Origin of the sequence: Enterococcus sp. DIV0561 (assembly GCF_050539875.1) — a bacterium.
GTDB classification, from domain to species: Bacteria; Bacillota; Bacilli; order Lactobacillales; family Enterococcaceae; genus Enterococcus; species Enterococcus faecalis.
Map to the genome: position 1 here is coordinate 2,641,887 of NZ_CP172927.1, position 20,662 is coordinate 2,662,548.

The window sequence follows — 20,662 nt, forward strand, 5'->3', positions numbered from 1 at the left end:
TCACTTCCTATTTTGTTTGGCTTTGGTTGCTTCGTACAGTCCTTGAATATAGGTCAACCCCATTGCTCGATCATATAAACCATAACCAGGCATCGCTTTTTCATCCCAAATTGCCCGCCCATGGTCAGGGCGAATAACGCCTTCATACCCTACGTCTACCAGTGCTTGCATTAATTCCGCCATATCTAACGAACCAGCGACACTCGGATGCGCCGTTTCTTCAAAACGATGCTCGCCTAAATACTTCACATTGCGGAAATGAACAAAATTAATTCTGTGACCTATTTCACGAATCATAGTAGGCAAATCATTCGTCGGGTCCGCACCGAGGGAACCTGTACAAAATGTAATCCCATTTGCTGGTGAGTCCACCAAGGAAAGGATCCGTTTTAAATCCGCTAAATTTTTAGTGATTCTTGGCAAACCAAAAATTTCCCAAGGTGGATCATCGGGGTGAATCCCCATTTTGATATTTTCTTCTTCACAGACAGGAATCACACGTTCTAAAAAGTAGCGCAAATTTTCTACCAAATCTTCTTCCGTTACGCCGGCATACATGGCTTTCAATTCTTGAAATTGTTGCAAACGCTCCTCTTCCCAACCTGGTAACCGGAATCCTTTTGACTGACTGTGAATTAATTGATACATGTCTTCTGGCTGCATGTTCTCTACCACAGCTTGATCAAATAACAACGATAAGCTGCCATCTTCATTCTCATACGCCAAGTCCGTTTTAGCCCAACCAAAAATAGGCTTGAAACTGTAGCACACTAAGGAAATTCCACATTTCCCCAAGTTACGTAACGTTTGGCGATAATTATCAATATAGTGGTCTCGTTGATCCGTTCCCGCTTTAATGGCATCATGAATAGCGACACTTTCAATTCCTAAAAGTGCTAATCCTTCTTGTTCCACCGATTGTTTAAGTGCCTGAATTTCGGCTACTGTCCAAACATCACCTGGTAGTTTATTTAACAAGGTACCGACAACGCCAGTAATTCCTGGAATCTGTCGAATGTGTTTTAACGGAATGGCATCGCCTGCCGCTCCGTACCATCTAAATCCCCATTTCATTGCTTTCACCCTTTACTACATTCTTAAAAATCATCGTCCTCATCCTCTTCGTCCTCAAAGGAAGTCATAGAAATATCCCATGCTTGCACACTTTCTTTGCCTTGCGCAACAATCGCTTGCGCCGCTTCAGCAATCGGTGTGCCTAATAATTGATGGTTTATCGCTTCTAAGACCATTGGTAGGTTGGTACCACTCACCACAAAGATTTTCTTTTGTAGTGCTGGTTCGAGTTCGTTAATCACCAAAACTGCCTGATTGTAAGGACTCGCACTTAATAAGTCAACCATGACCAACACGCCATCCCCTTGTTGGACGTTCTCAATCGCTGTTTTAATTTGTCCGCCTAGTGCTTGGACATCGTCTCCACTATTTAGATTAACGGTTTCGATATTTTCGGTTGCGCCCATAATCACGGTAGCTGCGTCTTTCGCACCGTCACTTAGTGCACCGTGTGTAGCAATCACAATCCCTAACATAAAAGTTCCTCCTTCAATTCAGTGGCTTGAGTCATTACTTCAAACAGTCATGCAATGACTCAAGCGACTGGCCTTTTTTATAAATTAAATTTGCCTAAAACCTCTTTTAAACTAGTTTTTGGTGCAGAAGGCGTTGCTTGGAAATAAATATCTTCTACGCCATACACCTCATGTAGTTCTTTTAATTTTTCAGCATCTTCTTTGTTTAAATAAACTGATTTGGTTACTAATAAATCTTTTTCTGGATTCTTCTGTGCAATACCGCCGATGTTTAACTCCTTCATAGGGACTCCGTGTTTTACTAAGTCATAAATTACAGAGACGGTTTTAGCGATTAAAATACAGTTGTACTCTTTGAATTGGTATTCATCCCAATAAAATTTGGCTTTTTCCGGCGTAATGACAATGGTTTTTTGTCCTGTCCGACTGCCTGCACTTTTGTATAAATCACGCATAAATTTATCCTTTGCCACCACTTCATCGACAACGAAAATGGAATTAACGCCACTTTTTTGAGACAAGGTCACCATCACTTGTCCATGAATTAATCGTTCATCTACTCTTGCTAAATTTACTACGCCCATCTGATTCACGTCCTTTTCTTTTTATAAAATACCGACTGTTGCTAAGACAATTAAGATACCTGTTAACCACAATAATGCTTGCGTAACTTTCAAGCCTTTTTTCGTATAGAACCAATACACGCCCATTACGACAGCTAGCGGCAAGAGTCCTGGGACAATCTGATCAAGGATATCTTGGACCACAAACTCACGGCCAGAAAGTTTAAATTGAAGGGTTGAAGAAACTTTGACATAATTACCAGCTAAAATTCCCATCATGAACAACCCTAAAACAGATAACATTTCAATAGCTTTTTGAATCCCAGCACTTTGCATTAAGCCTGTGGCATTCCGCCCCATTTTAAAGGATTGTCTCGCAAAGAACACACCTAACAGTACTTGATAAAGGGCAAACGCGACAAAGGGGAAAATCGCACCTAATGCGCTACCTTGTTGCGCCCACGGCACCGCAATCGCAATAAAAATATATTGAACCGTACCTGAGTCAATCGCATCACCAATTCCAGCTAACGCGCCCATCAAGCCAGCTTTGGTGTTATACATTAAATCATCTTGCATCATGATTTCGCGGCCTTCATGTTCTTCTTTGGCCCGCTCTTGTTCCATAGAAGCCATCAATCCAGTAATGACCCCGCCGCCCCAACTTAATTGCGTATTGAAAAACAGCAGTTGACGCATATAAGCGGCTTTTAATTGTTCATCGTCTTTATATAATTTCTTTAAAAGTGGCATCATTGCGTACAGTAACGAAGGCGCCAAGTAACGTTCAAAGGAATGGGGAATTTCATTGGCAAAATGCCAACGGAGATAGGCTTTTGTAACATCTTTATTGGTAATTTCTTCTGGTGCTAAATTCGTTGTTTTCGGCACGACTTTTTCTGTTGTTTCCGTCATTTCAGTTCCTCCTTTTTCTTTTAAAACCCGTCATCGTAATCGTCATCATCATCAAAATCAGTGGTGGCACTGGCGGAACTAGCACTTTCTGCTACAGGTTTGCCTTTTTGGACTTGCACAAAAATTAACGCAATAATTACGCCAAAGATGGCATACGTTACCATGGTAATTTCCAATGACTTAAAGACGATACTCATGAAGTATGCAAGGAAAAAGAAAACCAAGAAATCTTTTCGACCAATGACATAGACCGTTGTCGCAATCCCAATTGCGGCTAAACCACCACCGACTACTTCTAACACGTGAATCACAACGGTTCCTTCTAATGCTTTAATAATATCGGCAATGACTGGTGCCCCTAGATAAAGAGCAAAAAAGACTAATGGAACGAATAAAATAAATGAGGCAATCGTTGGATACCAGATAATTGAGCGGGCAATTTTTTTAGAATTTAGTTCAGCCACCGCACGATCGGTATACTTCCCTAAAAACGTGTTAATAAAGAAACGGAATTGATATAAATAACTTCCTAAAAGACCGACAGGAACCGCTACGGCGATAGCCGCTTCCGGCTTCAAATTCCCTAGCAACGCAACTGGCACAGCAATCGCTGCCGCAATTGATGGTTCTGCTGGCATAGAGCCACCTGGTGAAAAAACACCCATGTAAATCATTTGTAATGCTGCGGTGACAATCATCGCTTTCGGGACATCGCCCATCACTAAACCTGCTACTAACCCTGTCATTAAGGGCGAGAAACGCAACGTTAACGTTGCTCCTCCTCCAAGCCATCTGGACATAATTGCCGCCACCCAAAGCGCCATTATCAAACTTTGTAAAACACTTAACGTTTCCATAGTTCCTCCTTCTTATCCTTGGTTTTGGATATACTTTTCTAGCTCTTCAATCCCTTGACGTAAACGTTCTTCCGAAATCTCAATAGGAATTAAATGAACCTTTTCTTTTGAATCAATAAATTGAACCATTGCATCGAGTACTGCTTCTTCTGGGTAAAGGCCCATTTCTCGTAACGACATGGGCAAGTTTAGCTCTTGATAAAAAGGGATTAATGCGTCTATGATGGCCCACCTTTTTTCCAATGCTAATTGATAGAAGATGCCGTAAGCTACTTTTTCGCCATGTAAATAGTCATGACTTTTTGGTAAAAATTTACTCATAGCATCATGCATGGCGTGTGCTGCTGCATTGCGGGCGTATTTGTCGCCGAAGCCGCCGACTAATCCGGAAACGGCGAAAACAATTTCTGAAAGATGGACAAATTCAGGCGTGAGTTTGCCCTCGTCCATCGCTGCTAAGGCTGCTTTTGAGTCCCGCATAATCGCTTCTTGCGAAAGCTTGGCGGTCGCTCCCGCTAATTGTAAAAAGGGTTCCCCTTGCAAATGGGCTTGGCGTAAAATGGTCTCTGATTCATACCATTTCGCTAACGTATCAGCTAAACCAGCGACAAAATAATCACGGGGTGCATCAAGAAGCAACTTAGGATCGGTGATTAAAAACGCAGCTTGGCGAAAGAAATGTTCCGTTTTGCCTTCGGCCGCGCCATTTTCTTGATACATCACAGCTAACGGTGTCCACGGCGCACAGTTACTAGCCAAAGTGGGGACCAAGCCAAAATTCAGATTGTTTAAATGGGCGCTGTAGCCCACTAAATCGGCTAACTTACCGCCGCCGACTCCCAGAAGAAAGTCAATCTGGTGTTCCTTTATTTGCTGTGAAATTTGTTCGGCGCCAAAATAACTACATTCTCCTGTGTAAGTGTGATAGAAGAATTGATACTCTGAATCTGCCAAGAATGGTAAAAATGGCTGAGCTTTTTCAAAGGATACGGTGCCATGCACCACCAAAATTCGTTGGGCGTGATATTCCTTGAAAAGTGACGGCACCGAAGCTAAGGCGCCTTCGTGGTAACGATAAAATTGCGGTCCAACTTTCACTTTTAAATCAGTTAACATGCTCCTCCTCCTTCTTAACTAACGTAACGACTGACTTCTTGCACTGCCCGTTGAGGTAAAATACCTTGCACCACGTCTTCCACATCTTGCACGCATTTTTCTCCCATCGCTTGCAGGCATTCCCTGGTATAAGCGGAGGTGTGCGGCGTCATTACTACATTTTCAAACGCAAGATAAGGATGATTTTTCCGACCTGGTTCCTCTTCTAAAACATCTGTCCCAAGCCCAGCAATTTTGCCCGATTGTAAGCCGACAATCATGGCTTCTTCATCAATCAAGGCGCCTCGTGCGCTATTGGAAAGATAGACGCCGTCTTTCATCTTGGCAATTTCCGCCGAGCCAATCATGTGATAACTTTCTTCAGTTAAATTGGCACATAAACAAATGATGTCAGCTGAAGCTAGCAACGTATCTAAGTCTACTTTTTTGGCTCCATAACTTTGCAGATAAGTGGCGGATTTATAGGGATCATACGCTAACACGTCACAGCGAAATCCGTTTCGTAACGTCTCAACGACACAACTTCCTGTGTTCCCAACACCAATGACACCCACAGTTTTGTTAAATAACGTCCGACCGACAAAATTCGCTCGTTTTTCCCATTGATCTGCTTTAACGCTGGCATCTGCAGCCACGGTTTGCCGTAAAACAGCTAGTAAATTTGTGACATTGTTTTCCGCCACGGCATCTCGTTCTACTAAAGCTGGTATGATGGAAACAATTGTGTCATGCTGTTTTGCAGCGTCTAAATCGATGTTGTTATACCCAATACCATGGCGAGAAATCAGCAATAATTCATCTTTATGTTCAAAAAATTCTTTCGTGAAAAATGGCGTCACGCTAGCAATAATAATCGTATATCCTTGTAAACATTCCGCTAACTCTTTGCCACCAATTTCACTGTCGACTGTAAAATGCTTCACGGTGCCTATTTTTTCTAAGCGCGTCAAGTGTTCAGGAAAAATTTGACCAAAACTACTGGAATTCACTATGGCAATTTTTTGTTTTTTTAACATGACTAAACTCCTTTACTGACTTTTTACGACTTCATGCCCGCCAAATCCTTGTCGCAAAGAAGCGACCACTTTGTTTGAAAAATGATTTGCTAGCATACTTTCATTTCGAGTAAATAAGGACAACGCTGTCGTTGGGACGGGCATCTCCAAACGCAATGCTTCTTCAATCATCCATTTGGCTTCGCCATTTGCTGCAACTTTCCCTTCTAAATTGGCTAACGTAGGATTTTCTGCAAAAACCTCTTTCGCTAAGCCCATCAAGCGAGCTTCAATAATCGAGCCGTGATTCCACACATCGGCTACTTTCTCCAACGCAAAATCATATTCGGCGGCTTCTAATAAATTGAATCCTTCGCCCATGGCTTGCATCATGACGTACTCAATCCCGTTATGCACCATTTTCAAATAGTGACCAGCTCCTGATTTCCCAGCATAAAGATATCCTTGTTCACAAGCTAAATCTTCAAAAAATGGGGTTAACACTTTGACAGCTTCAGGCGCACCGCCAACCATTAAACACGCTCCTTCCCGCGCTCCTTTGATGCCACCAGAAGTACCACAATCAATAAAATAAATTCCTTTTTCCTTAGCAAGCTGAGCATTCGCGACACTATCATGAAAATTTGAATTGCCACTATCCACAATGATATCCTCTGGTGCTAATTGCTCTACCAATTCTGCCACTAATTGATTGGTAATCTGACCAGCGGGGGTACTTAAAAAAATCACCTTCCTTTTGTTAAGCGCTTTCAATAATTCTGACAACGAATCTACAACGGAAAGCCCCTGTTCTCTAGCAGTCGCTCTTGCTTCCTTTGTCACATCAAAGCCAATAATGGGCCAGCCTTGTTCGTGAACATTTAATGCCATGTTCAAACCCATTTTCCCAAGTCCAATAAAGCCAATGTCCATTTTTCTTTCACCTGCCTCTTTTGATACTTCAATCATAAAGGATAAAAAAAATAATGTAAACGATTACACTAATTAAAAAATATTTTTTATTTTTTAGCAAAAATCTTGCCTACTCAAAAGGTAAAACGTTTTTATTTTTAAGGAGCTTTCATACAAAAAACACAAGTAAATCTCTTGGTATCACGTTCTTTTTACTGGCTACTTTCTTTAGTTGTGAGAAGTCTTTTCAAGACCCCTTCATTTTTCAGAAAAAAGATTATTTATTTTTTTTGGCTTTTTTTAAAGAATTTCTTTTTTGTGGAGAAAAAGAGAAATTGTATTTGTCCTCTTTTTCCACTATAATCAGTCTATACCAACAATGAAAAGGCATTCATTCTATTTTAAAAAATAAGATTGGAGGAACGTGTTAATGAAAAACCACTATTTGGATCAACGGATTCGGATCAAAAAACCGAATTTGAGCCTCACAGAAAAGAAAATTTCCGATTACTTTGTTCATTCTGAATCATTATTGACACAAATGACGTTAGAAAGTCTGGCCAACGAAATTGGCGTCTCCCAATCTTCCGTGTATCAATTTGTAAAAAAGATTGGCTATTCTGGGTTCCAAGAATTTAAAATTGATATCGCCAGAAATTCTAATTATCAGCCGACTTTTCAAAACGTCAATAGCGTGAATGGCGCCGATGATATTTCACCAGATGATGATAGTATTACGATTGCTAAAAAAGTCTTACAAGCCAATATTTATTCCCTCAGTAACGCCACACAGTTCTTAACAAAAGAGCTGTTAGATAACGTGTTGGCTTTGATGTACTCTGCCAAAACGCTTCATTTTTTTGGGCAAGGCGGCTCCTCGATTGTGGCTTTTGATAGTTTCCATAAATTCATTCGGACTAACTATCGGTGCAACTACATTTTTGATTACCACATGCAGTTAAGTTTTGTCACAAAATTAACCAGTGAAGATTGTGTGTTTATTTTTTCCCATTCAGGCAAAACTAAAGAATCAATCAACCTAGCACGACAAGTTAAAAAAACCAACGCAAAAATGATTACGTTAACTGGTAACAGCGGTTCAGAGTTGGCAGGCTTGTCCGACGAAGCAATTATTGTCGTCACCGAAGAAGGCTTGTTTCGTGCGGAATCCTTGGCTTCACGGATTAGTTACTTAACGGTAATGGATATTTTATACACAAATACGATGTATCACAATTTTGATCAAAATGCCGATTCCTTGAAAAAAATCCGTGATAACATTAGCACGACTAAGACCGATCCGCATTATTTGTCGTAAAGGAAAGTCGGTGACAAAAATTGGCTGCCGCTTAACTAGTATCTCACATTGAAATACTAATTAAGCGGCAGCCAATTGTTAAAATATCTAGTTTCAATTAAAACGGAATTGTATTATATTTGCCCTTTAAAACTTCTGACCATTTTTCTATTTACCACCGAAATCGCCATACACATTTCCTTCTGCATCAGATAGACGTTTTCCTTTATCAACTTTTTTAAACGTTATTGTGTTCGTTTTCTTGTCCAACTGACCAGTAATTTCATAACTATCTCTATTTTCTTTTATTTTAATATTTTGATACACCTCTTTTTCTGTTCTACTTGTTTTTAGTGTGTCTTCATTATTTGGATTAACCAAATATTCTTTTTCAAACGTCATGGTTTTATCCTTATTAAAAAAAATTGAACCTTTTGTTAGGTCTTCTTCCTGTTCAGTGATCGTGGTAAGTATCAATGGAAACGAATTGTTATCTAAAAGATGTCCGCTTTCTTTTTCATTATGACTACACCCCGTTAAAAATATGAACAAAATAATACAACAAAGATACCCGATTTTTTTCATAATTATCTCCTCCTGTTCCATTCCATAGCGCTGAAAAGCTATCGGTCATTAAAGCAGTGTACCCTTCCTTGTTCCCTTTAAACAAGCACAGTTTATTTGTCCATTCAATCATGAATACTAAAAAAACGCTTGGCACAAGCCAAGCGTTTTGATTCTCTCTTTACATCGAACCTTTAAAAACATCTTTATTCTTAGCAAAATAATCAACACCAGAGTAAATGGTGAAAATCAAGCAGGCATATAGCATGATTTGATCTAGTGGTAGATGGAGTGCTGAAAATGGAATGTTGTTAATGAATAGTAAAATAATTGCAACCATTTGGGTAGCTGTTTTTACTTTTCCCGGCCAAGCTGCTGCCATTACTTCGCCATGTTCGACTAATAACAACCGTAAACCAGTTACTGCCAATTCACGACAAACAATAATTGCTACAATCCAAGCGGGTACTTTGCCTTGACCAACTAAGACGATAAAAGCGGTCATCACTAGCATTTTGTCCGCTAATGGGTCCGCAAATTTTCCGAAGTTCGTCACCAAGCCTTGCGCACGGGCAATTTTGCCATCCAACCAGTCTGTAAAACTAGCAACTGCAAAAATAATCGCGCCCACTAATTGGGTAACGGCTAACGTTGTGTCGCCAAAACTAATCGTTCCCCAGTCCATCGGCACCGACACAATAATAATAAAAATCGGAATCATAAATATTCTTAAAACTGTTAATTTATTTGGTAAATTCACTTCAATTGCCCCTTCCTTCTCCTGTTCTATTTTACGTTATCTTGCTGGCAGTGTCACGAAAAAAAGAAAAGAATCTGGAATAATTGCCGTTTGACCGTTTATTCAGAAATATTCTTGCCTTTTTTTAAAAAGAGCTGGTAATAGCCTAAACCGAAATTAATCATTCCAATCAATGTGATACTGTCTAAAAATTTAGAACCATAGATAAAGTAGAAATACAGTTGTAAGCCAACAATCAAGAAGCCTATGACCAAAAGAGCGATTGAAAATATGGTGATAAGATTAAATTTTTTATTAACTATTTTAAGCATTGATATCCCCTTCTCTCTTGAATTATTATTGTCGTCTTTTTTAACTATTCGCTGTTAATTATAAAAAGAAAAGAATCTGGAATAATTGCCGTTTGACGGTTTTTCCAGATTCTTCTTACATCATTTCTAACGATACGTAATCCCTAATGTAACATCCTTACGAATTAAAACTGGCGTTTTTTCCAGTGTTAAATCGGCGCCATCGACTTGGATGGCGACGTTATTTGAGGCGCCTAGAATCAGTGTTGCATTGGCGGCATTTGCAGGTAAAGCTGTTGTTTGGGTCTCTCCTGCTTGCAGGGTGTGTTGGTACGTATAGTTGCCATCGACCATCACGCCAATCCAGCAAGAGCCTTCAGTCCCTTTAAAGGTAATGTTGATTGGACTATTCGCATCTTTAACCGTTGCAGTTACTTGATTGTTGGCATCACTCACCACAGCCACAGCTGTTTTCTTCTCTGGTTCGCTTGAAGAAGACGGCGGTGTACTACTTTGTGTGCTACTTTCTGGGGCTTGACTTGATTCTTTGGTTTTTTCTACACTGGCACTAGTTGCCGGTGTTTGAATAATCGGTTCGGCTTTTTGATCTTGCCACATAATATACAGCACTACGACCGCAATGGCTAAACCAATTAACGAAAAGGCAATGGCTGGTAAGTTCCGCAGTAACCAACTGGATTGCTTTTCTTCGTCATGCAATTGCTTACGTGATCCTTCAAGCTCTTCATACACTGGCTTGGGTTCTTCGACAATTGCTGGCTCTTTGCCATCATAGATATCTACCAATTGATTGCCATCTAAGCCGACCGCACTTGCATATTGGCGGATAAACGCCCGCACATAAAAGGTGCCTGGTAAGGACTCAAAATCGTTTTGTTCAATAATTTCTAAATATCTTTTTTGAATTTTTGTCATTTGTTGCAGTTCATCAATTGAGATGTTCTTCTGCAATCTTGCTTCTTTTAGTGTTTCTCCAATATTTACGCTGGCCACTCGTCCATCTTCTCCAGTCTATTTTGTTAATTTATCGATTGTCTCATCAGTCTTTTTCAATTGCCAAGGAAAACATTCCCGTCCTTTAAGAATACCACAAAAGAAGCCAACTGAGGATAACAAAATTGAAAGATTTCAAAGATTTTTCTTTTTCTTAAACAGTTGGTTTATTGCTCGGTTTCTCCTTTAGGATACATGTAGAAACGGCTCAATCCTTCTTCACGAATAAAGGTCTCTGCTACTTGGCGGACGTCGGCTAATTGAATGCTTTCAATGACTTCAATCTTATCAAACAGCGTGGTTTCCCCAAACAATGATTGTGAAAATTGGTTGGCGATATACTCTAAAGAGTTTAAGGATTGGAAATATTTACCAATCATTTTTTTCTTCAATAAGGACAAATTTTCTTCCGTTAATTCTGGACTTGTTGTGGCAGATAATAAAATAGCTTCAATTCGTTCTGCTAAGATTTCTGGTTGCTCACTATCGCCGCCAATATCCGCGAAATGGAAACTGCGATCTAAATTAAAGTCATAACTAAAACTATCATCTAACAAGCCTTCATCATAAAGAGCCAAATAGTTTTGAGAGGTATTACCAAACAATAATTGTAACAACAAATTCACGGTGACTTGATATTTCATTAAGTCACGACCCGTTGTTGGCACTTCATCTAAGCCTTTCAAACCAACAAGCACTTTTGCCCGTGTGACCGCCATTTCAATGGCGCTCTCTTTGACAATGTCAGCAGCTGTTTCTTCAGGAAAATGCCGACGAATAGGTTGGGCGGCAGGAAACTCTTTCGCCGCTTGGTTTTCACGAATGAAGGCCATTAACGCTTCAGGGTCCATTTTCCCTACCACGAATAAGGTCATATTACTTGGATGATAAAACGTATTGTAACATGTATACAAATCCTCTGCGGTAATCTCCGCAATACTTGCCACTGTGCCGGCAATATCAATGTGCAATGGATGTTTCGGATAAAGGTTGCCTAAAATCCCAAAGAACAAGCGCCAGTTAGGATCATCTAAATACATTTGAATTTCTTGTCCGATGATGCCTTTTTCTTTTTCGACCGTTTCCTTCGTGAAATACGGCGATTGCACAAAATCAAGCAACGTTTCTAGATTTTGTGTCACTTGATCCGTCGTTGAAAACAAATAACTCGTTTTCGTAAAACTGGTAAAGGCATTCGCTGAAGCCCCTTGTTGCCCAAATTTTTGGAAGACATCGCCATCTTCTTTTTCAAACATTTTATGTTCTAAAAAGTGGGCGATTCCGTCAGGCACTTCAATCATTTCCTCTTGACCAATTGGCACGAACGTGTTGTCAATTGAACCATAATCGGTCGTAAACAAGCCATACGTTTTTTGGAAATCATTTTTCGGTAATAGGTAAACCTTTAACCCATTCGCCAGTGTTTCTGTATACAATGTTTCTTTAATTTGTGCATAGTCTTTTTTAATCATTTTCCGTTTCTCCTTCCAAAAAGAAGATCGCTTGAAGTTCCAAGCGCTTGGCTACTTCTTGGATTTCTGAAATGGTCACGGCATTGATCCGCGCAATCCATTCCTCCGCCGTCAGCATCGTCTGCGGCATTAATTCGTTCAAGTATTCTTTTTCCAGCCACGCGCCTGCATTATCTAACGCTAAGATATACTGATTTTTTAACATTGCTTTCGTTTGTTCAATTTCTAATTCGCTAATCTTACCTAAGCGAATATTTTCCAATTCTGTCGAAATCAAACGCAAGACCTGATTCCGATTTTTGCCATCGATTCCTGTTTGAACCGTCATGAAGCCACGGAAGGTGTCGATACTACTAGAAGCATAATACGCTAAATGCTCTTTCTCACGGACATTCATAAATAATTTAGAATGCGGGAAACCGCCAAAAATTCCATTAAACACTTGCAACGCAAAATAATAGCTATCGCCATAATAAATATCCGTGTTGTAAGCCAAGTTTAATTTCGATTGGGCTAGCACCTCACGCTCGGTCCGCTCTTCAATCACATTGCGAATTGGTTGATTGTAGAAAATCGCGGCTTTGCCTTCTTCACGAGGCGTAAATGGTAATTGCTTGAATAACGGCACTAGCTCCGCCTCATTGACATCGCCTAAAACAAAAATATCCACTTGATCTTCCGCCAGCATTTTTTGATAATATGCCGCTAATGACGACGCTGTTTCCTCAGCTAACGCCGCAACGGTCCCGAAACTAGGGATTTTTTGATCCTCCGATTGATTGAAATAGACACTTTGAAGCGCCAAAGAGGCATAGGTTTGCTTATCCTCCACAATACTTTCCAAGTACGCTTTCAAGTTCTCTTTCTCCCGTTGGAAGGTTTCCGCCTCAAATTGGCCCGCTTGAATATTGGGGGCAAAAATAATTTCCTTCAAAAAGTCCACCGCTTCGGCGAGAACCTGACTATCCTGTAAATAATGATCATTGACAATGTTCATAGAAATATTAAACCAATGTTGATTGCCTTTTTTGGAAACGCCAATCCCAAAGCTGGCGCCGTAAAGTTCCGCCAAACGCTCACTTAACTTGACTTGATTCGGGTAATTCAAGCTGTTGGTTTCCATTAAACTGGACAACAGCGTTCTTTTTGTAATGGTTTCATGATTTAATCGTGTATTAAAGCGGACTAAAAGACGCACCGTTTTATATTTTTCTGTAGGAATGACGTGTAAATTCACGCCTTTAACTAATTGAACAGACATTGCCGCATCGCTCCTTCATTTGCTTCATCTTACCTAAAGAATGCTGTGAAATATATGTATCGCGTAAATTCTAAAGCATTTTTTAATGTTTTTTCCAATAGCTCTATTATAACACAGCTTCAGGTGCTTTCTGAATGATAAGAGTTTTTCAGTTCAAATTTTCAAGAAGATTCGGTATACTGTTTTTAAAGTGAGGAGGGAAAAAAGAATGATTAAAGAATTTAAAGAGTTTATCATGCGCGGGAGTGTCTTAGACCTAGCCGTTGGTGTTGTCATTGGTAGTGCGTTTACAGCGATTGTGACACAAGTGGTGGAAGGCTTGATTACCCCGTTAATTAGTCTGATTTTTGTCTTGACGACTGGGAAAAAGAGTGCCGACGATGCATTGGGTGCCCTTGTTTATAAAGTCGAAGGCGTTGAATTCAATATTGGTAGCGTGATTAGTGCACTTATTACATTTTTAATTACGGCCTTCGTCCTCTTCTTGATTGTCAAAGCGGCTAACAAAATGAAAAACCGTGGCAAAAAAGAAGAAGCGGCAGAAGAAGAAGTGGTACCAACGAGCGAAGATTACTTAAAAGAAATTCGCGACTTATTAGCGGCACAAACACCGCCTGCTGAAACTGTCAAAACAGACAGCACTTTCACAGAGAAATAAGCAAAAAGTCATCCTAAAGGGATGACTTTTTTGTTTGGTCTTAGATAGATGGTCCTGCGACGAGGTTCCAAGTAATGTTACCTGTGTAGTTCCCCGCTTTGAGTTGTTGGTAAGGGGTCGTGATGTTTAATGATGCACCAAACATTGAAAAATGCCACAAGCCTTGCCCTTTTCCTGCCGTGGCATTCGCAAAAAGTGCGGCATCTCCGCCTAAAGGAATTGAAAAAGATTTTGCATTCACAATTTCAGGTTTGGACACTGGGTCGACAAGACTAGAGGATTGATAATCATACGTTTTAGTTTCCTCATTATAAATTAATGGATACAAATTAATTCCACTAGTTGTGATACTGCCTTCTAAATTCTCATTACCTAGCTTCATGCCCGTGGATTGAGCAGTCAGGTGCCAACCTTCTTTGGTTCCTCGTATATCGCCTACACCCACGCTTTCTGTATATATGGTTCCGCTACTCTCTTTATCTGCTTTATTAGGAATCGGTTTAGTTAAATCATCCGAAATCGATAATTTGCCAAAATCAAATTCTCTAGGAATAAATAGTAAATCAAAGTTGCTATTTGTAGCATCTGGATCAGGTCTTACTGCATTCGGAATCCCGCCACCATCTGGCAACGTTCCCCCACCAAGCTCCACCTGCACTGGCGTATTCCCAGTCGTCACAGCCTGTGCCGAAAGCGGTGCTAAACTAGCACCAACCACTGCGCTACTTACCAACAAGCTTGCGAGTAATTTCTTTTTCATTTTACATACCTCTCTTTTTTTATTGATTGTTTAATAACGGACGGAAGACCATTTAAACAGCTCCTTCCGCCCGTTATTGTTTACCTGTTTACGTTTAAATTGATGGTCCTGCGACAAGGTTCCAGGTGATATTACCTGTATAGGTACCTGCTTTGAGTTGTTGGTAAGGGGTCGTGATGTTTAAATATTTGCTAGTCATATAAGAAGACCAAATTCCTTGACCTTTTCCACTAACAGCATTCCCCACTAATGCGGCACCACCGCCAATTCTAATACTACTGGTAGCTAGAAAGTCAGGAGCAGCAGGATTATTCGTAAAAACATCCCCTCCCCCTCCTACTACAGAAAATTTATTTGATGCTTCATAATAAGTTAAAACAAAGCCTGATTGAGCAAAAGAGAATTCGCCTGTCAAGGTATCTTCACCGTTAGTCATTTCAGGAATTGTGGCAGTAACATGCCAGCCCTCTTTCGTCCCTCTTAAATCACCTACTCCATAGCGAGTTTCGGAGACAGAATAAATTGCAGATAAATCATCAGATATCATTTTTTTCTGAAACGAAATCATTTCAGGAATATAAAGCAAATCAAAATCAGTGTTTGTAGCACCCGGGTCAGGTCTTACTGTACTATTCCCATCTGATTTCCCATCTGGCAACTTCCCTCCACCAAACTCCACCTGCACTGGCGTATTCCCAGTCGTCACGGCCTGTGCCGAAAGCGGTGCCAAACTAGCACCAACCACTGCGCTACTTACCAACAAACTTGCGAGTAATTTCTTTTTCATTTTACATACCTCTCTTTTTTTATTGATTGTTTAATAACGGACGGAAGACCATTTAAACAGCTCTTCCGTCCGCTATTGTTTACCTCTGTTTACGTTTAAATTGCTGGTCCTGCCACAAGGTTCCAAGTGACATTGCCTGTATACGCGCCTTTTTTCAGTTGTTGCATTGGTGTCGTTACATTTAACGTTAAGTTATCTAAACGACCTGACCAAGTCCCTTGCCCTTTTCCTAGAGGGGCGTTAATTAAAGCCGTAGCGCCGCCACCAATCTTAAGGCTCGCACCGTCAAAGCTAGGGGCCGTTGGATCATTAGCGATATTCATGCCATTCAGAGTGTTGAAGCCCCCGTAAGAACTCGTACTTTCATTGAATATGGCATAGTATGGTGTCATCCCAAAAGTAATCTGTCCATCTAATGTATCTGTGCCATTGCTCATGCTCACTACTTCGCCAGTGACATGCCAACCTTCTTTGGTTCCGCGGACATCACCCACCATGATCGATTTTGGCTTAGTTGAAATGGGCTTAATGGCGGTTAAATCTTCGCCAATTTTTACTGGAGAAAAATCAAAAATTTTCGGAATGGCTAATAAGTCAAAATTCGTATTCGGTTTCGTCGGATCGGGATCTACGATTGCGCCAGTATTATCTCCCTGATCTGCTAATTTCCCCCCATCAAATTCTACTTGGACTGGTGTATTTCCTGTTGTGACAGCCTGTGCCGAAAGAGGCACCAAGTTTGCCCCAACGACTGCACTACCAACGAGTAAGCTTGCAAATAATTTCTTTTTCATCTATGTATGCCTCCTTTGTTCAAGAATTTCCAGAATGCCTTTCTGAAGCTATGGTCTTAATTATACAAGATTCCCCTGTGTCTGTGATTTTAAATATTTAACCGTGCATAGAAAAAATCAACAATTCTTTTGATATCAACGATATTCCTTGGTTTTAAACATAAATTTCAACACTTTTCGACATTCGAAAGTGTTATTTAATGATTTTCACGGCAAAATCGATTAATAAACAGCAAGAAAACGTCAAAAAGTAAGGGTTCGACTCTTACTTTTTGACGTTTTCTTTTAAAATCTTATAAATTTATCCGCGATTTCGGCGAAAAAATCGTCAATTTCCATTTAATGACAGCCATTTTTGCATTTGCTAGTCGCCAAGACTTACAACTTGCGACGACGGGCGAATTCCACAAACTTAAATTTGTTTAAGCGGTGACGGGATTCCGTATAGCCAAAACAGCGCGTATCTTCCAAGTTCATGATACTGCGGACCACCACGACATGATTGCCTTCGACTTCACCAATCAGCTGCTTGTCCATCTCTGTGAGCGGTTCCACGGTAATTTCTTTCTGAGCATAACTAATCGCCAAGCCAAGGTCGTTTTCCAGATAATCGAAAATCGAATCTTCGGCACGGTGCTTCGGCAGTTCTGGGACAATCTCTTTAATCAAGTAGTCAATATCTAAAATATCGACTTCCCCTTCAATCTCCCGTTGCCGGACTAAGCGCCAAACAGGGGCGCCTTCTGTCCAACCAGTTAATTGAGCCAAGTTGCGCTCCACAGGAATTTCTTCTAAGGAAACTACATGAGTATGACTTTCAATATGTTGCGTTTGTTGTAACTCCTTGTAACTGGTCACTCCTGAAATAGGGAAATTAAATTTTTTAAAGTTTAAGACAATCGAGCCTTTGCCTTGTTTTTTCTGAATATAGCCAGCGTTAATCAGTAAATTCAAGGCTTTCCGAATTGTTTCACGGGAAACATTGTAGGTTTCCACTAATTGATTTTCACTAGGTAATAAATCGCCTGGCTGATAGTCGCCTTGGACAATTTGTTGTTCTAATTCTAAAAATATGTCATGAAACTTGTTCATGCCGATCCTCCTCTACCAACAATTTCTTTTCTAAAAGCATAGCATATTCCCTCCGAAAAACCTAGAGCTGGTCAGAAAAATCCCCCGCACTTTCTGCCTTGCTTACGCACTGACTCCCCCAGCTAAACCACTGCTTGACCGCCTTTTTTTCGGAACCAGCGCAGTCTGTTACAGCCCCCTTCTGGAAAACTTTTCCCAAGAATCTAGGGAAAATCCTTGTAATTCTGATTCGTTCATACTATACTGTAGTCAAACACAACATGTCTATACAAGTTTACGAGGAGGCGCCAAACATGACTATTTTAGAATTAACATTCGCAACGAACCAACTAACGACGACTTTTTTTAACCATAAATTGGAACCGCTTCACCAAAAAACGTTCCCTTTCGAAGCCTTGACTATCGAAGAAACGGTTCCTGAACTGTGCCAATTGATTTTGGCAGAGGCGGCGCCGATTCTGGGGGGGATTGTGGCTGATTTCCCAGCGGACTTCTTTTCCCCAGAGGAAACGTTGGCGCTAGTTCCGCAAGCGGTGATTCAAGCGTTCGCAGAACAGTTAAACACGCCACTTTTAACGGCAGCCGAACAAGCGGCGACACCGAATTTGCTGGAAGCATTTGAAGAAAAACGGCAGTATCTGGCTTGGCATTTGGACTATTATGGCTACGTGCCTGGGAAAAATGAATATGCGGTGGAGTCCCTGTTAACTGTCGGCAATGGCTTTTTAGGCTTGCGCGGCACAACCCCTGAGATGACGATTTCTGATGATCATTATCCAGCGACCTACATTGCGGGGCTTTATAATACAGCAGCTTCGGAAGTTGCGGGTCAAGTAGTGGAAAATGAAGATTTCGTCAATGCTCCTGATAACCAACACATCGCTTTAAAAATTGGCGATGCCACTGACTGGTTAACGATTTCTCCAGACACACTACAACAATTACATCGTCAATTGAACTTGAAAACAGGGTTGTTTGTCGCAGAAATGATTTTGAAAGATGCGGACAATCAGCAAATTAAATTAACGACGAAAAAAATCGCCAATATGGCACAGCCGAATGACTATCATCTGCAATATACGTTTGAGCCGGTAAACTTTTCGGCCCCGATTACTTTGAAAACCGTCACGGATGGCAGTGTCTACAACTATAACGTGGCGCGGTATCGTAACTTAACAGCGAAACATTTTCAGGTGACAGCATTAAGCGCGCAGGAAAACAAAACCGTGATTGAGGTTTGTACCAATCAATCCAACTTGAGCGTCCGAGAAACGGCCTTGATAACCGGTGATTTTTTTGAAAAAGAGGCGATTACGATTCAAGAAGAAGCGGAAAAAATCGCCCAAGTGGTGACCGTGATGGCGCACCAAGGAACGCGCTATACGCTAGAAAAACAAGTCTATGTGCAAGCCAGCCACGCCGAACAAAGTTGGCAGGTACCATTTACGCCGAAGGACTCTTTTGCGGCCGCCGCTCAGGAAAGCGCCCGCGCTTGGCAAACCCTTTGGCAACAAGCCAACATTACTGTGACAGGCGATTTGATGTCTCAAAAACTTTTACGGATTCACAGTTATCACTTGCTGGCTTCGGCTTCGCCTTTTAGTAACCAAGCGCAAGCATTGGACGTCTCGATTACCGCCCGAGGCTTGCACGGTGAAGCGTATCGTGGACATATTTTCTGGGATGAAATTTTTATTTTACCTTTTTATATTCAACATTATCCTGACACGGCGAAACAATTGTTGCTGTATCGCTACCATCGATTAGAGAAGGCGAAGGAAAATGCGGCGGCCAGCCAGTATCGTGGCGCAATGTATCCGTGGCAATCAGGACGTGATGGGCGGGAAACCACGCAAAAACTTCACTTAAATCCGTTGAATGGACATTGGGGCGAGGATCATAGTATTTTGCAACGGCATGTGTCCTTGGCGATTGCTTACAATGCTTGGTTGTATTGGCATAGTACACAGGATCATGAATTTATGAAACAATATGGCGGCGAAATGTTGTTAGAAATCGCTCAATTTTGGAACAGCGCTGCGACGTTAGACGACGCAACAGGACGGTTCTTTATTGATAAAGTGATGGGACCTGATGAATTTCACGAGGGCTATCCAGACCAAGCGGAAAGCGGCTTGAAAAACAACGCCTATACGAATTTGATGGTGGTTTGGCTATTCGAAGAATTAACCAACATTTTGGCACTTTTCTCTGAGGAAGAACAGACACAACTTTTTGCCAAAACTCAGACCACTTCGGGTGATCTAGCCCGCATGCAGCAAATTCAAAATTCACTGGAAATTGAAGTTAATTCTGACGGCATTATTGCGCAATATGAAGGGTATTTCGGCTTAAAAGAGATTGACTGGGCAGCGATGAAAGAGAAATACGGCAATATTTACCGCATGGATCGAATTTTAAAAGCCGAAGGAGAATCTCCCGATGATTACAAAGTGGCGAAACAAGCCGACACGTTAATGTTGTTCTACAACTTAGACAAAACTCGGGTGGATCAAATTTTAGAAGATTTAGGGTATCAATTGCCTGCGGATTATTTGGAAAAAAATCTTTTGTATTATCTAAAACGGACGTCTCATGGTTCGACTTTGTCACGAATTGTTCATGCTCAATTGGCAGAAATGGCGCAATTCCATGAGCTATCTTGGCAACTTTATCAAGAAGCGTTGTATTCCGATTATCGTGACATTCAAGGTGGCACGACCGCTGAAGGGATTCATACAGGGGTCATGGCTGCGACGATCCACGTTACTTTAGCGACGTATGCAGGCGTTGACACGCGCCAAAACGAGTTGTCAATTTGTCCAAACTTACCTGAACATTGGCAAGCGCTGGCGTTCCAGTTTATTCATCAAGGCGTGACGTATCAATTTTCATTAACACAAACCAGTGTCACGATTACAGCAGATAAAGACACACAATTATTGGTTCAGGGCGCGTTAATTCCGTTAACCGCCGAACGACCAAAAGAAGTACATTATCAATAA

The 20,662-nt window shown here is 41.0% G+C and carries 21 protein-coding genes; 3 read left to right on the forward strand and 18 right to left on the reverse strand.

The window, feature by feature from the left end; genetic code table 11:
* From uxuA to gnd, 8 genes are all read right to left on the reverse strand, one after another.
* Positions 1-1,074 carry a mannonate dehydratase gene (uxuA, locus tag IGM13_RS12615; RefSeq protein ID WP_002388613.1) on the reverse strand — a complete coding sequence of 358 codons (1,074 nt, stop codon included), beginning with the start codon at positions 1,072-1,074 and terminating at the stop codon, positions 1-3.
* A gap of 23 nt (positions 1,075-1,097) precedes the next feature.
* Positions 1,098-1,550: a PTS sugar transporter subunit IIA gene (locus tag IGM13_RS12620; RefSeq protein ID WP_002354905.1), complete on the reverse strand. Its 453-nt coding sequence runs from the start codon at positions 1,548-1,550 to the stop codon at positions 1,098-1,100.
* 77 nt (positions 1,551-1,627) lie between these two features.
* Entirely contained in the window at positions 1,628-2,134 is a 507-nt protein-coding gene (locus IGM13_RS12625) for a PTS system mannose/fructose/N-acetylgalactosamine-transporter subunit IIB (protein ID WP_002354904.1), read from the reverse strand.
* A gap of 21 nt (positions 2,135-2,155) precedes the next feature.
* Positions 2,156-3,028 (reverse strand): PTS system mannose/fructose/sorbose family transporter subunit IID, encoded by an 873-nt coding sequence (locus tag IGM13_RS12630; RefSeq protein WP_002354903.1) that lies wholly within the window; start codon positions 3,026-3,028, stop codon positions 2,156-2,158.
* Between the two features lie 20 nt (positions 3,029-3,048).
* Complete coding sequence (locus IGM13_RS12635; RefSeq protein WP_002372794.1) at positions 3,049-3,885, reverse strand: PTS mannose/fructose/sorbose/N-acetylgalactosamine transporter subunit IIC; 837 nt, start codon at positions 3,883-3,885, stop codon at positions 3,049-3,051.
* A gap of 12 nt (positions 3,886-3,897) precedes the next feature.
* The gene (locus tag IGM13_RS12640; protein ID WP_002419614.1) at positions 3,898-5,001 is read right to left on the reverse strand and encodes an iron-containing alcohol dehydrogenase family protein; all 1,104 of its coding nucleotides are present in this window, start codon (positions 4,999-5,001) and stop codon (positions 3,898-3,900) included.
* A 14-nt stretch (positions 5,002-5,015) separates the two neighbouring features.
* Entirely contained in the window at positions 5,016-6,017 is a 1,002-nt protein-coding gene (locus IGM13_RS12645) for a D-isomer specific 2-hydroxyacid dehydrogenase family protein (protein ID WP_002383226.1), read from the reverse strand.
* A 12-nt stretch (positions 6,018-6,029) separates the two neighbouring features.
* Positions 6,030-6,965: a phosphogluconate dehydrogenase (NAD(+)-dependent, decarboxylating) gene (gnd, locus tag IGM13_RS12650; protein WP_002378821.1), complete on the reverse strand. Its 936-nt coding sequence runs from the start codon at positions 6,963-6,965 to the stop codon at positions 6,030-6,032.
* 373 nt (positions 6,966-7,338) lie between these two features.
* Here gnd and IGM13_RS12655 point away from each other — a divergent pair, with 373 nt between their 5' ends.
* Entirely contained in the window at positions 7,339-8,226 is an 888-nt protein-coding gene (locus IGM13_RS12655) for a MurR/RpiR family transcriptional regulator (RefSeq protein WP_002383224.1), read from the forward strand.
* Positions 8,227-8,373: 147 nt separating this feature from the next.
* Here the strand turns inward: IGM13_RS12655 and IGM13_RS12660 are convergent, their stop codons facing one another.
* The 6 genes from IGM13_RS12660 to yfmF all read right to left on the reverse strand — a co-directional run bounded on the left by IGM13_RS12660 (position 8,374) and on the right by yfmF (position 13,566).
* The gene (locus tag IGM13_RS12660; RefSeq protein ID WP_025188648.1) at positions 8,374-8,790 is read right to left on the reverse strand and encodes a hypothetical protein; all 417 of its coding nucleotides are present in this window, start codon (positions 8,788-8,790) and stop codon (positions 8,374-8,376) included.
* 160 nt (positions 8,791-8,950) lie between these two features.
* The gene (pgsA, locus tag IGM13_RS12665) at positions 8,951-9,529 is read right to left on the reverse strand and encodes a CDP-diacylglycerol--glycerol-3-phosphate 3-phosphatidyltransferase (protein WP_002365382.1); all 579 of its coding nucleotides are present in this window, start codon (positions 9,527-9,529) and stop codon (positions 8,951-8,953) included.
* A 98-nt stretch (positions 9,530-9,627) separates the two neighbouring features.
* Entirely contained in the window at positions 9,628-9,840 is a 213-nt protein-coding gene (locus tag IGM13_RS12670) for a hypothetical protein (protein WP_002383222.1), read from the reverse strand.
* Positions 9,841-9,966: 126 nt separating this feature from the next.
* Positions 9,967-10,833, reverse strand: coding sequence for a RodZ domain-containing protein (locus tag IGM13_RS12675; protein ID WP_002419616.1), 867 nt, complete (start codon positions 10,831-10,833; stop codon positions 9,967-9,969).
* A 167-nt stretch (positions 10,834-11,000) separates the two neighbouring features.
* On the reverse strand, positions 11,001-12,305 hold the full coding sequence (gene yfmH / locus IGM13_RS12680) for an EF-P 5-aminopentanol modification-associated protein YfmH (protein ID WP_002419618.1): 1,305 nt from the start codon (positions 12,303-12,305) through the stop codon (positions 11,001-11,003).
* Positions 12,298-13,566, reverse strand: coding sequence for an EF-P 5-aminopentanol modification-associated protein YfmF (gene yfmF, locus IGM13_RS12685; RefSeq protein WP_002419619.1), 1,269 nt, complete (start codon positions 13,564-13,566; stop codon positions 12,298-12,300). The genes yfmH and yfmF overlap by 8 nt, the downstream gene beginning before the upstream one ends.
* 208 nt (positions 13,567-13,774) lie before the next feature.
* Here yfmF and mscL point away from each other — a divergent pair, with 208 nt between their 5' ends.
* Positions 13,775-14,224 (forward strand): large conductance mechanosensitive channel protein MscL, encoded by a 450-nt coding sequence (mscL, locus tag IGM13_RS12690; RefSeq protein WP_002354883.1) that lies wholly within the window; start codon positions 13,775-13,777, stop codon positions 14,222-14,224.
* A gap of 40 nt (positions 14,225-14,264) precedes the next feature.
* On the opposite strand, the gene IGM13_RS12695 is transcribed toward mscL, so the two are convergent.
* From IGM13_RS12695 to treR, 4 genes are all read right to left on the reverse strand, one after another.
* Positions 14,265-14,984, reverse strand: a complete 720-nt coding sequence (locus IGM13_RS12695) for a WxL domain-containing protein (protein ID WP_002419622.1) — start codon at positions 14,982-14,984, stop codon at positions 14,265-14,267.
* A gap of 94 nt (positions 14,985-15,078) precedes the next feature.
* Entirely contained in the window at positions 15,079-15,771 is a 693-nt protein-coding gene (locus IGM13_RS12700; RefSeq protein WP_002419623.1) for a WxL domain-containing protein, read from the reverse strand.
* Positions 15,772-15,866: 95 nt separating this feature from the next.
* A complete protein-coding gene (locus tag IGM13_RS12705) occupies positions 15,867-16,565 on the reverse strand; it encodes a WxL domain-containing protein (protein ID WP_002419624.1) in 699 nt (232 codons plus the stop codon).
* A gap of 378 nt (positions 16,566-16,943) precedes the next feature.
* Positions 16,944-17,657: a trehalose operon repressor gene (gene treR / locus IGM13_RS12710; protein ID WP_002354877.1), complete on the reverse strand. Its 714-nt coding sequence runs from the start codon at positions 17,655-17,657 to the stop codon at positions 16,944-16,946.
* A gap of 260 nt (positions 17,658-17,917) precedes the next feature.
* Between treR and IGM13_RS12715 the strand changes: the two genes are divergently transcribed.
* A complete protein-coding gene (locus tag IGM13_RS12715; protein ID WP_002419626.1) occupies positions 17,918-20,662 on the forward strand; it encodes a glycoside hydrolase family 65 protein in 2,745 nt (914 codons plus the stop codon).

Excerpts from the sequence above, each read along its gene's own strand:
- IGM13_RS12655 (WP_002383224.1), top strand. The coding sequence starts at position 7,339 with ATGAAAAACCACTATTTGGATCAACGGATTCGGATCAAAAAACCGAAT.
- IGM13_RS12705 (WP_002419624.1), bottom strand. The coding sequence starts at position 16,565 with ATGAAAAAGAAATTATTTGCAAGCTTACTCGTTGGTAGTGCAGTCGTT.
- yfmF (WP_002419619.1), bottom strand. The coding sequence starts at position 13,566 with ATGTCTGTTCAATTAGTTAAAGGCGTGAATTTACACGTCATTCCTACA.
- IGM13_RS12640 (WP_002419614.1), bottom strand. The coding sequence starts at position 5,001 with ATGTTAACTGATTTAAAAGTGAAAGTTGGACCGCAATTTTATCGTTAC.
- mscL (WP_002354883.1), top strand. The coding sequence starts at position 13,775 with ATGATTAAAGAATTTAAAGAGTTTATCATGCGCGGGAGTGTCTTAGAC.
- IGM13_RS12670 (WP_002383222.1), bottom strand. The coding sequence starts at position 9,840 with ATGCTTAAAATAGTTAATAAAAAATTTAATCTTATCACCATATTTTCA.
- IGM13_RS12645 (WP_002383226.1), bottom strand. The coding sequence starts at position 6,017 with ATGTTAAAAAAACAAAAAATTGCCATAGTGAATTCCAGTAGTTTTGGT.
- IGM13_RS12695 (WP_002419622.1), bottom strand. The coding sequence starts at position 14,984 with ATGAAAAAGAAATTACTCGCAAGCTTGTTGGTAAGTAGCGCAGTGGTT.
- treR (WP_002354877.1), bottom strand. The coding sequence starts at position 17,657 with ATGAACAAGTTTCATGACATATTTTTAGAATTAGAACAACAAATTGTC.
- IGM13_RS12635 (WP_002372794.1), bottom strand. The coding sequence starts at position 3,885 with ATGGAAACGTTAAGTGTTTTACAAAGTTTGATAATGGCGCTTTGGGTG.
- uxuA (WP_002388613.1), bottom strand. The coding sequence starts at position 1,074 with ATGAAATGGGGATTTAGATGGTACGGAGCGGCAGGCGATGCCATTCCG.
- IGM13_RS12700 (WP_002419623.1), bottom strand. The coding sequence starts at position 15,771 with ATGAAAAAGAAATTACTCGCAAGTTTGTTGGTAAGTAGCGCAGTGGTT.
- IGM13_RS12630 (WP_002354903.1), bottom strand. The coding sequence starts at position 3,028 with ATGACGGAAACAACAGAAAAAGTCGTGCCGAAAACAACGAATTTAGCA.
- gnd (WP_002378821.1), bottom strand. The coding sequence starts at position 6,965 with ATGATTGAAGTATCAAAAGAGGCAGGTGAAAGAAAAATGGACATTGGC.
- IGM13_RS12625 (WP_002354904.1), bottom strand. The coding sequence starts at position 2,134 with ATGGGCGTAGTAAATTTAGCAAGAGTAGATGAACGATTAATTCATGGA.
- IGM13_RS12715 (WP_002419626.1), top strand. The coding sequence starts at position 17,918 with ATGTCTATACAAGTTTACGAGGAGGCGCCAAACATGACTATTTTAGAA.
- IGM13_RS12620 (WP_002354905.1), bottom strand. The coding sequence starts at position 1,550 with ATGTTAGGGATTGTGATTGCTACACACGGTGCACTAAGTGACGGTGCG.
- yfmH (WP_002419618.1), bottom strand. The coding sequence starts at position 12,305 with ATGATTAAAAAAGACTATGCACAAATTAAAGAAACATTGTATACAGAA.
- IGM13_RS12660 (WP_025188648.1), bottom strand. The coding sequence starts at position 8,790 with ATGAAAAAAATCGGGTATCTTTGTTGTATTATTTTGTTCATATTTTTA.